The organism is Aeromonas popoffii (assembly GCF_000820025.1).
In the GTDB taxonomy this organism is placed as follows: domain Bacteria; phylum Pseudomonadota; class Gammaproteobacteria; order Enterobacterales; family Aeromonadaceae; genus Aeromonas; species Aeromonas popoffii.
In genome coordinates, this window is record NZ_CDBI01000027.1 from 1 (window position 1) to 10,703 (window position 10,703).

At 53.1% G+C, this 10,703-nt stretch carries 12 protein-coding genes and 1 other RNA gene; 6 read left to right on the forward strand and 7 right to left on the reverse strand.

Features of this window, described 5'->3' with window-relative positions; translation table 11 throughout:
* The 5 genes from BN1129_RS06130 to ffs form a co-directional block, all read left to right on the forward strand.
* Positions 1-427: NAD-binding protein (locus tag BN1129_RS06130; protein ID WP_042035191.1), on the forward strand; the 427-nt coding region annotated here is incomplete at its 5' end.
* 65 nt (positions 428-492) lie between these two features.
* A complete protein-coding gene (locus tag BN1129_RS06135; RefSeq protein WP_042035194.1) occupies positions 493-1,254 on the forward strand; it encodes an SDR family oxidoreductase in 762 nt (253 codons plus the stop codon).
* A gap of 388 nt (positions 1,255-1,642) precedes the next feature.
* A complete protein-coding gene (gene arcD / locus BN1129_RS06145) occupies positions 1,643-3,079 on the forward strand; it encodes an arginine-ornithine antiporter (protein ID WP_042035198.1) in 1,437 nt (478 codons plus the stop codon).
* A 91-nt stretch (positions 3,080-3,170) separates the two neighbouring features.
* Positions 3,171-3,959, forward strand: a complete 789-nt coding sequence (locus tag BN1129_RS06150; protein ID WP_042035199.1) for a sulfite exporter TauE/SafE family protein — start codon at positions 3,171-3,173, stop codon at positions 3,957-3,959.
* Positions 3,960-4,060: 101 nt separating this feature from the next.
* Positions 4,061-4,157: signal recognition particle sRNA small type (gene ffs / locus BN1129_RS22300), an RNA gene on the forward strand.
* Positions 4,158-4,240: 83 nt separating this feature from the next.
* Here the strand turns inward: ffs and BN1129_RS24570 are convergent.
* The 5 genes from BN1129_RS24570 to BN1129_RS23145 all read right to left on the reverse strand — a co-directional run bounded on the left by BN1129_RS24570 (position 4,241) and on the right by BN1129_RS23145 (position 7,263).
* Positions 4,241-4,744 (reverse strand): HNH endonuclease, encoded by a 504-nt coding sequence (locus tag BN1129_RS24570; protein WP_084204588.1) that lies wholly within the window; start codon positions 4,742-4,744, stop codon positions 4,241-4,243.
* A 2-nt stretch (positions 4,745-4,746) separates the two neighbouring features.
* On the reverse strand, positions 4,747-5,742 hold the full coding sequence (locus tag BN1129_RS06160) for a hypothetical protein (RefSeq protein ID WP_042035201.1): 996 nt from the start codon (positions 5,740-5,742) through the stop codon (positions 4,747-4,749).
* A 490-nt stretch (positions 5,743-6,232) separates the two neighbouring features.
* Entirely contained in the window at positions 6,233-6,496 is a 264-nt protein-coding gene (locus BN1129_RS06165) for a hypothetical protein (RefSeq protein WP_042035202.1), read from the reverse strand.
* Complete coding sequence (locus BN1129_RS06170; protein ID WP_042035204.1) at positions 6,496-6,753, reverse strand: hypothetical protein; 258 nt, start codon at positions 6,751-6,753, stop codon at positions 6,496-6,498. Before BN1129_RS06170 ends, BN1129_RS06165 begins: the two co-directional genes overlap by 1 nt.
* A 27-nt stretch (positions 6,754-6,780) precedes the next feature.
* A complete protein-coding gene (locus BN1129_RS23145) occupies positions 6,781-7,263 on the reverse strand; it encodes a hypothetical protein (protein ID WP_157013277.1) in 483 nt (160 codons plus the stop codon).
* A gap of 1,350 nt (positions 7,264-8,613) precedes the next feature.
* Between BN1129_RS23145 and BN1129_RS23150 the strand changes: the two genes are divergently transcribed.
* Positions 8,614-8,928, forward strand: coding sequence for a hypothetical protein (locus tag BN1129_RS23150; RefSeq protein WP_157013278.1), 315 nt, complete (start codon positions 8,614-8,616; stop codon positions 8,926-8,928).
* Positions 8,929-8,947: 19 nt separating this feature from the next.
* On the opposite strand, the gene BN1129_RS06175 is transcribed toward BN1129_RS23150, so the two are convergent.
* A complete protein-coding gene (locus BN1129_RS06175; protein WP_042035205.1) occupies positions 8,948-9,610 on the reverse strand; it encodes a recombinase family protein in 663 nt (220 codons plus the stop codon).
* Positions 9,611-9,921: 311 nt separating this feature from the next.
* Positions 9,922-10,703 (reverse strand): site-specific integrase (locus BN1129_RS06180; RefSeq protein WP_042035206.1); only part of this gene is annotated, 782 nt, incomplete at its 5' end.

Here is a 10,703-nt window from a genome sequence, read left to right on the forward strand (position 1 = left end):
GGCGCTCGGGGCGGGCCAGATCGCCAAGATGTGCAACAACATGCTGCTTGCCATCCACATGGCGGGCCCCGCCGAGGCGCTGGCGCTCGGGGTGAAGGAGGGACTGGACCCGGGCGTCCTCTCCACCATCATGGGCAAGAGCTCGGGTAACAACTGGAGCCTGGAGCGTTACAACCCCTGGCCTGGTGTGATGGAGAACGTGCCCGCCGCCCGCCACTATCAGGGGGGCTTTATGACCCGGCTGATGGTCAAAGATCTGGGATTGGCGATGGCGCTGGCCGAACATGCTCACAGCGCCGTGCCCATGGGGGCGCTGGCTCGTAACTTGTTCAACCTGCACGCGACGCAGGGCCAGGAGCACAAGGATTTTTCCAGCATCGTTGAGCTCTATCTGGATAAAACGCCGGACCCGTCACAGGCCGGTTAGTCTGCGGCAGTGTGCCCATCACCTCATCAAGCGGGCTGCAACTCAGTTAACAACAAGGAGTACCCATGGATATCAAGCAGAAGGTCATCGCCGTCACGGGGGCGGGGCGGGGGCTTGGCCGTGCCATCGCCCTGAGGCTCGCGGAGCAGGGCGCCATACTGGCGTTGATCGATGTGAATCGCACCGATCTGGAGGTGACCGAAGCGGAGCTGCGCAGTCGTGATGGCCAGTGCGCCCTGTTCGTCTGCAACGTGGCGAGTGAAGCCGAGGTGGAGACGACCTTTGCTGCGATCAAAGAACAATTGGGTGGCCTGCATGGCCTCATCAACTGCGCCGGGATCCTGCGGGATGGCATGCTGATCAAGGTGAAAGAGGGAGAGCTGGTGGAGAAGATGAGTCTGGCCCAGTGGCAGGCTGTCATCGATGTCAACCTGACCGGCACTTTCCTCTGTGGTCGGGAAGGGGCAGCCCTGATGGCCAAGGACGGGCAGGGCGGCGTGATAGTCAACATCTCCTCCATTGCCCGTGCCGGCAACATAGGCCAGAGCAACTATGCCGCCAGCAAGGCGGGAGTGGCCTCCCTGGTGGTCACCTGGGCGCGGGAGCTGGCTCGCCATGGCATTCGAGTGATGGGCATAGCCCCCGGGGTGTTTGCCACCGACATGACGGCGGCGATGAAACCGGAGGCGATGGCCAGAATGCAGCAGGCCATCCCGGTTGGCAGCCTGGGGGAGGCGCACCAGCTGGCTGAAACCGTGCATTTTATTCTCGCCAATGATTATCTGTCCGGGCGCATGATAGCGCTCGATGGCGGCTTGCGGCTCTGAGTTTATCGGCGGTGAAGAAGATGCCCCTAGCCTCTGGCACAGGGGCATTTTTATTGAATCTTTTGTCAGCAAGCTGGCTGCACGCCCTGACGACAAGCTGCATGCTCATGCAGGGCCGATCTGGAAAAACGGGGGCGAAGTCATGGGGAAATGTGAAATATCAACGGGTCTTTCTTAATTTGAGCCAGCTCACAGGCGCTTGAAGTCAGTGCTGTAGAATTGCGCGCGGTCAAGACGGCGCATGATTGACGGTACGAGGGATTGCGGTCGGAATAGTCATGCAATATAGTTGCCGCCTTTTTCACGGGGTACGGATTTTTCGCCCCTCCCATATTGCGCGCTGTATGAATACGGATGCTCAGCCGCCGCTTAATCAAACAGGATTGAGATGGACAAGAAACTAGGGCTCGGCGCCCTCATCTCGCTGGTGATCGGCTCCATGGTCGGCGCCGGGGTCTTCAGTCTGCCACAAAATATTGCCGCTCATGCCAGCGCCGGGGCCGTCGCCCTGGGGTGGGCCATCACAGGTCTTGGCATGATCTGTCTCGCGCTGGTTTACCAGAATCTCTCCATGCGCCGCCCGGATCTCGATGGCGGTATCTTCAGTTATGCCAAGGCCGGTTTTGGCGATTTCATCGGCTTCAACGCCGCCTGGGGTTACTGGCTCTGCCAGCTGCTGGCTAACGTCTCCTACGCTATCGTCGTGTTCAGCGCCCTGAGCTACTTCTTCGATACCCCGGACAATGTCATCTTCGGCGACGGCAACACCCCCGTGGCCATCACGCTCGCCTCCATCCTCATCTGGTCCGTGCACGCCCTGGTGCTGCGCGGGATCCAGGTCGCGGCCCTGGTGAACATAGTCACCACCATCGCCAAGATGGTGCCGCTCATTGTGTTCTGTGTGGCCATCCTGCTTGCCTTCAACATGCAAACCTTCACCCTGGATATCTGGGGCCAGGACAACGTGGAGCTGGGATCTGTGATGGATCAGGTCAAGTCCACCATGAAGGTGACGCTCTGGGTCTTCATTGGTATCGAAGGGGCCGTGGTGGTCTCCGCCCGTGCCCGCCATCGCAAGGATGTGGGTCGTGCCACCGTGCTGGCACTGCTCGGTGCGCTGGCACTCTACGTCATGGTGACCCTGTTTTCTCTGGGGGTCATGAGTCAGCCACAATTGGCCGCCCTCAAGAATCCGTCCACCGCCATGATCCTGGAAGCCGTCGTGGGCCCCTGGGGCGCCTGGCTCATCAACATAGGTCTGGTGATCTCGGTGATGGGGGCCCTGCTGAGCTGGACTGTGCTGGCGGCGGAAGTGCCCTACATCGCGGGCAAGACAGGGGTCTTCCCTGGCTGGTTTGCCAAGGAGAACAAGAACGGCTCGCCCAAGGTCTCGCTCTGGTGCTCCACCTGCCTGGTGCAGACCTTCCTCATCATCATCTACTTCCAGAGCAGCACCTATCTGGCGCTGGTCAACATTGCCACCTCGGCGGCACTGGTGCCCTATGTCTTCTCCGGTGCCTATGGCCTCAAGCTGGCGCTGAAAGGGGAGACCTATGAGGGCCAGCCCCATCAGCGCAAGCGTGACCTGCTGCTGGCACTGATGGCCACTCTCTATGGCTGCTGGCTGGTCTATGCCGCCGGTGTCGAGTATCTGCTGCTGGTGGCGTTGCTCTACAGCCCCGGCATCTTCATCTACTGGAAGGCGCGTCAGCACCACGGGCTGCGCGGCCTCAACCGGTTGGAGCAGGGGATGACGGCGGCACTGCTCGGGTGCGCCGTACTGGCCTTCTACAAGGTCATGGACGGTACCATTCCCTTGAGTTAACCGGCACAATGAAGAGATGGCCCAAGGGCCATCTCTTTTTTTATGCGCGTTCTGGCCTGGATGGTCAGGCGCCGCCTCGGAAGGAATTGTTATGCTGTTTATGGGTTATCTGCTGCTGGGTGCTTTCGCGGGCATGCTGGCGGGGCTGTTCGGGATCGGCGGCGGTCTCATCATAGTGCCCGTGCTGGTACTCAGTTTTCACGCTCAGGGAGTCCCCCCCGATATCATTACCCATCTGGCACTGGGTACCTCGCTGCCCACCATGATCTTCACCGGTTTCAGCTCATTGCGGGCACATCAGGAGGCCGGTGTGGTTGACTGGGTGGTGATCCGCCGCTTGGGGGCCGGCATGCTGATCGGCGCCTGGCTTGGCGGCATGACAGCCAACCTGCTCAGCGCCAGCACCCTCAACATCATCATCGGCTGCTTCGCCTGGACCATGGCGCTGCAGATGGGGCTCAACCTCAAGCCCAAGGCGGAGCGGCACCTGCCGGGGCCTGTCGGCACCGGCATCGCGGGCACCGTTATCGGCTGGATGTCGGCGTTATTTGGCATCGGCGGTGGCTCGCTCACCGTGCCCTATCTCAGCTGGAACAGCGTGCCGATACGCAGCGCCGTAGCGGCCTCTGCCGCCTGCAGCATGCCCATCGCCCTGGCGGGCAGCCTCAGTTACCTCTATGCCGGCTGGGGCAATGCCGAGCTGCCAGAATGGAGCCTGGGTTTCATCTACCTGCCCGCCCTGCTCGGCATAGTGCTCACCAGCACCCAGTTTGCCCGTGTGGGGGCAAGGCTTGCCCATAGACTTTCCCCGCAACGGCTCAAGCAGGCGTTCGCCCTGCTGATGTTGCTGGTGGGGGCCAAGTTCATGCTGTTTAGCTGATTCATTCGGCAGATTGTTGAAAAATAAGGCAAACGGTTCGTCCCTCGGTAGAAAGCCATTGCAATGAAACGGGACTTTGCTATTCTCGTCGCCGGTGGCCCCATTGGTCCTCTCGCATTGATAACTCGTCAACCTGGTCAGGACCGGAAGGTAGCAGCCAAGGCGGGGGACTCGAGTGCCGGGATGCGGCTGGTGGGGCCACCACCTTTCTTTATATATCAATTACTTAGCATGTATATCTGCTAGGTGATCCAACTTGTGTGGATGACCAGCAAAGATTATCAGCTCGCTAAGGTCATGCCAAGTTCCCCTAACTTCTTCACATAAGCACCGTGTGCAGCTTCCTCTGTTGGGAAAGTCCCTAAACAAATCCGGCTACCCTTCACCCTTATCTGTGACCGCCATCTTCTCGTTCGTTTCTCAAACCATGCACCTATTAGCTTGCCCTCTCGGTAGCACCGTTGATTGGCTGCATTCTGACGATATGTAACCACCCTAAGGTTGCTTGGTCTGTTGTCATCCCTAATTCCGTTTAGATGGTCAATGCAAAATCTCAGTGGCTCACGTCTTGGTGATCTCCAGTCCTTGAGGCCCGCTAGCATGGCAACAATCTGATGAGCATATAGGCGCTCACCCTTGAACTTAACCTGATAGTAACCGTGGTTCGTTTTTGTCCCTGCCATCTGTCCGCATCGTGGGCCTGTTAGCCAGACCAAGCCAGAACCGCCCCTAGCAAACTGGGGTGCCAGTGAAAGCGCCCCCTTGATTTGGGTTACTGTTACCATAATCAGGAATTAGCCATGAACAGGGCCAGTTCCTCTTTGGTTGCTGTTCCAGCGGCTACGGCAGCTCGGGCCTTCTCCAGCTTCTCAGACAGTGACATAGCCTGTTCAATCTCTGACTGGCGGGCTGCTGCTTCTGCTGCCTTGCGTTCGTCATCAAGCTCTTTCTGCACCAGTGCATCAAAGTCCGCCTTGTTCTGTGCAAAGACAGTCTCTCTCAGGTGGCCCAACTTGCTCTCGGTGTCGATGCCCAGATACTTGGCAAGGGATACTTGCAGTTGCTGGGTGCCTACAATGCCGAACAGTTGGCTTTCAACTTCCATGTAGACAGGCTGGGTGATGCTAGCTGCCTTGATGGTTGCATAGTTCGCTTCAATTTCAGCAGGGCTCAGGCGCACAGAGTGCATGGCAGTAGTCACCAGACGATGAGCGGCAACAGGGTTCTTGGCTTCCGCAGCTTTATTAAGGTCAGCGAGGGCCTGCTTTGGTGTTTCGGCATCGAAGCGAAGAACCTTTGCATAATCAGATTCGGAGCCATCAGCCAGCCACTTGTAAACAGAAGATGCCCAAGTGGGGTGCAGGGATACAAGCAACGGTGCTCGCCACCCAGCGAACTGCTCAACGAATCGCTTATCAGCGGGTTGGTCACATTCCTCAATTGTGCGGGCAGGCTTGGTAAAGCCATCAACTTTACGGCGAAGGGCTACCAGCTCAATCAGCCATTGGGAAGGGGTCTTGCCTTCGGTGCTCGGCAGGAAACCAGAATCATGGCTGTACTTGCCAGTCACCTGTAGGCAACGAATCTCGAAATCAAGAGTATCGACTACAGTGTTGCGGTCGAAGTTAACGCCATCATGGCGCAGCTCAATAGGGGAGAGAGAAGAAGCGATAGACATGGAATCTTTTCCGAGTACCTCAGACTTAATATCTGCTCGGTTAGCATTCAGGATGCTGATGATTACTTGCTTCTGGGTGTTGTGGTCGAGATTGATAAAGGACATGTGCGGTCTCCTTGAATAAATGGAATAAGAAAACCCAGATGCGAGTTGAGCGCCTGAGTTGCAGGGGGGGTATTGCTTAACTTGGTTATGTCTGCGATTTGCAGTATTCAATATATTGCTGTGCTGCAATGAGGTAGATATTTCGAAGCCCCAAATTGGTCTCTGGTAAAAGCTGTTTGCCTCTGACACCCCATCTTGTGCTCGCTATACCTACCATCTTGATTATGCATGCTGGCAAATCGTCAGGGAAGTCTTCTTCTATTTGAAATGGTTTTCCGTTATTCAGCGAAGCATCACGAATTTGATTTCTGATACCTGTTCGATTGTGCGTGTTTAATAGTTTTGTGTACTCCAGTACACAAGGATTCATGCATTGTCCGAAATACGCTGTAAGGCCCACCAGAGGGGGTATGCGAGCAGGGGAAACCTCGACCATGCAAAGGCAAGGGCCAGTAACTGCTTGGCCTTGTTGAGCCACTGGCGACCCTTATCAGGCGGGGGCGACATCTGTAGCTGCCAAGCTGACAATCGACCATGCCGCGGTAGGTGCTTCACCCTGAGCGATAGCCAGCGAGATTTTGCCTGAAGCTAGCCTGACGGCCACATAGCAACCCTCGTACTTGCCAGACAGGTGCTTGATATTGATAGGGTGCGTGGCACTCTTGAGGTTCGCCTCGGTAACTAGGGCAGTAGTTGCACCAGAAACGGAATAGAGCTGGACGCTCTTGCCAATTTTATCTCCAGTGATGCCCATTACTTGCCACCTCGCAGGTTATGTTGACCGAGAGCAGCGTCCTGAAGTTGAATTTGATATTCCCGCTGTTCCATGCTGATGGAGTTGCGGCGAACGGCATCAATCTTTTCAGCAAAGTTAGCATTGGCCTTATATGCAGGGTGAGTCATCATCTCTTGATAAACATCCTTGGTCATACGGGCAGGAATTGCAGGCTTGCTGGATGCGGCAGTTTTCTCTGCAATAGCAGCTTCTGGGGTAGTAATCTTGATAGCCATATTTGGGCCCCTTATAGTTGCGGATTCTTATCGAATACCTAATTTAATTTGACTCTCTATGTGGTCATATAGCTCATCAGCTATCTTTCCACGAAATTGTGTAAGCTTGTGCAGGCCATAGGCTTTCCATGCGCTTGGCTCATCTGTACAGTCAACTAGGGAGTGAAGCCGCCCAAACCAGTAAGTTGCATGGTAATCATCCCCATGTTTCCAAACACCACTAGGAAATCCAGCGCCTCTATTTCTAAGTAGGCTAGCTAGTTGCGGTGGAACAAATAAAGCTGCGTCTGGTGAATAGTGCTTGTTATCTTTATCGTAAATGTCACAAGTCAGCTCATAATCATCTACGTTATTTAAATCATACCAAGCTTTAAATCCATCAGCTTCCCTCCACTCATCACATACTGTGAATCCATGAAAGGTATCAGCATGGCTAGTAACTGGGTTTGTTTTCATCCAGATGCTTTCCCAGATTGCCATGTGTCTGGGAACTTTAATTGTTTGATACATTTGCCAGCTCCTCCTCTAGCTTCTCGATGCGAGCAAGCAAGTCAGCTATCGATGGCAATTCAGTAAGTGTGTAAGTCATATAGCCACCCAACCAGATTCAGCCGAGAGGCTAATTAATGTTATGGTCTTTTCTCTTGCATCGTAATATCTCTTTTCTTTTCCCATGCTTGCATGGAGAGTTACCATTCTTGAGAATGGCAAGCTGTTAGCTATTCCATATCGCATGACAGGTGCGCGATATAAACTTCTAGTGGTTACTAAAGATTACTTATAGCTTTCCATCTACGATGGGAAAAGAAATATAAAGAAGAAGAGTATATGAGTTTAATGCTCTTACTCTTCTTATTATTTATAGTACCAAAGCCTCCCAGATACAGCCCGAATATAGCGAGTGACAGAGGGGCCTCAATTCTCTGTATCATCTATATTCGTTACCAATCAACTTGCAGCGGGTGGCTGGGCTGTGGTAGCTGTATCTGGGTACTGATTAGCCAAAGGAAGGAGCGCCGGTTCATTACGCTCAAACAATCCAATCAAGTTGGGTATGCCGTCTCTTCTAAACTCTAATCAATATGAGCCCACCATCTTGTTACAGGTGGTTGGCTCAAGTCTCTGTGCTGCTCCATTGCGCTTATGGAGAAAGCCTACCTAGTGGTAGCTCAGCCCTCATCGGGCAGGTCTTTCAGCTGTATGAATCCTGACCAGCAGGGACTGGCCATGCGGTCTATTTCTAGCGTCATATCTATTGTGTGCGTTTAATCATTTATTCAGTAATTGAGCATATTTATTTGTCATTATTCAAGCTGCTGCTCGGCAGCCTCTATCTATTGTGTGCAATGCGTCGGGTTGTATACTGTAGTACACAGGAAACGTTCCGGGCTCGCCTTCGTCTCTGGGCATGTCATGGCATAGCCTAAGAATGGAACGGCTCAGGGTGTGGCAGGAGGCTTGATGGAGGGTTGTCTGGAGGGTAGGAGGAGTGGCTGGCAAGCAGTCGGGAACAGGTAGAACGTGCAGACAGATACCCGGTGTTGCACGCCAGTGGCGTGCTTCATTCGAGAGCAGCCTACGGCCCTCTCTGCACTTCTTCTGTCACCTGATGCACTGACAAGTGGCTGGCCGCCTCAAGCTGTCTATGGCCCAATGGCGGCCCCTAGCCGTGCCCCTGCTCACTTGTTCCAATGACGCTTTACGGTTGCAAGGGATAGCCCCAGTCTCTCGGCAGCTTTGCTCTGGCTCAGGCCATCCGCCTTGGCTCGTAGCACGCCCCCGTGGGACTCTATTGACTTATGTCAGACCCACCCGTAGCATAAAGCTGTTGATTTTAGGTAAATGACAGTGTGAGGTTACATGAAACTGATAGTTATTATTAATACTCGACCACTGAAAATACCGCCTATACCCAAAAAGGTATTAAAACTCTCAGCTATTATTTCATTTGTGGTTTTAAGTGGTTTTATCACAACTCATGCGATAACCGCATATGAGATAAATCAAGCTAAGTTGGCATGGGAGAAAAAGGAAAGTGAATCCTTTCGGAAGTTTATTGCTGACGACAATGTTAACAAAGGAATTTATGAGCCGGTTAATTTGAATGCCACTTCCCCTAAATTTACAATAAACAGTGAGGGTAAAGTGGAGGCTAAGTTTAATACATCACCCTAGAAATGTATTATTTACAACATTATGCTGAATTCAGCCTGTCAGCTACACGCTTAACCTGAACTGCCGACCACTCGCCACCTTTAGCAGTTTTGATACCTCTTCGGTTTAAGCTGTCCGCCATCTGTCTGAGGCTCATTCCATGACCCCTCATCTCTTCAAACTCTGCCCTGAAGGTTTCGGCCCTGCTGTCAGCCGCTTGCCTTGCCCCTGCATTCCTTTCTGCTGTGCCGCTACGGAGGCCCCCAAGTTTGATACCTTTAAGCTTGGCCGCTTCCAGTGCTGCCTTGGTTCTCTTGGAGATAAACTCCCGCTCTTGTTCTGCCAGTGCAGCGTAAAGATGTAGCTGAAACTTATCAGCAGCAGGCATACACGCAACCTTCAGGTCTACCCGCTTGATGAGGTGCGCAATCAGTTCAACGTCCCTTGATAGTCGGTCGAGCTTTGCAACAAGCAGCACGGCTTTATGCCTCTCTGCAAGTTCAACTGCTCGCTTAAGCTCTGGCCTGCTGGATAGCCCGCCCTTGCCACTCAATACATCTGTGACAGTCTCAAGTACCTCATAGGGCTGGTCGCTGTAGTTGTCTAAGAAGAGTTGGACATCCCTTGCCTGAGCATCAAGCCCTAGTCCTGATTCGCCCTGCTTTTTGGTAGATACGCGATGATAGATTATGTACTGCTTCATAAGGTGAAGCCTCCATTCAGTTGATGGAAGCCAGCATATCACAGGTGTATACAATCTTCATTGTTCGTTGTGGGTGTAACGGTGCGTTTAGTACAACGCTATTAGCTGATAACCCTTGCAATCAGGGCAGAAGCATGAAGCTAATAATTCCACGACTACAGCTCATTTTCTTCATTGTAGAGGGCAGTTACGTGCCGCATTCTCTGAGCCAACCTTAGTACCCCCTATGGGGGAAACTCGAATCGGGACGGGACGGAACACCTCGGAGAAGTCCGGACTATTTTAAAGTCGTTCTCTTGCTCAGTGGCCTGCTAGAGCGCATCGTTGATTGCTGTCTCTAGTGCCTGAACTGGGATACCACCACCATAGCGGTCATAGCTTATGGCTCCGTTGGTGTGACCCAAGATGGCAGCAGCAAACTGAAGGGGAGTTCCCACCGCCTTGAGCTTGCTTGCTACCGTGTGCCGTAAGCTGTGAAAGTCCTTATCAAGCGGTCTGTGCCTGCTGAACCATTGCCCAAACAAATGACTGTAACTGTCCTGTCTGAACTTCAGTTCAGGGAACAACCTCCCACCACTACGGGACTCTGCGAAACTTAGGAAACCGGATTCGATTAACTTTGAATGTATGGGGATCAATCTTTCACTATTCGCAGTTTTCAGCTTTTGGTCATCATGAGTAGCCCTGACATGCAGGCACCAAACCCCTTGCTCCTGTCGTATGTCGCTGGCGTATAGCTGACAGATTTCATTTGCCCTTGCCCCTGAGTAGGCACCCAGAAGAAGTATCCATTTCCGGAAATCCTGTTGTTGGTTTGCCCATGCAAGGTATTTGGACAACTCCGAATCTGTGTAACTGCTCCGAGAATTAACCTCTTTCACTCGTTGCAGCTTAAGGCCATCAAATGGGTTTGATAGGTTCTCTATGCGTCCAGCTAACCACTTGAAGAGGAGAGCCAGCTTGGCGAGATACTTGTTAATCGTTGCAGGGCTTTTACCTGAGCCGAGAAGATAATCCTTGAATGCCACAGCATCTTGCTTGGTGTACCCTGTGATGACTTTATCACCAGTCTTTTCTAAATAACTGATCCTAA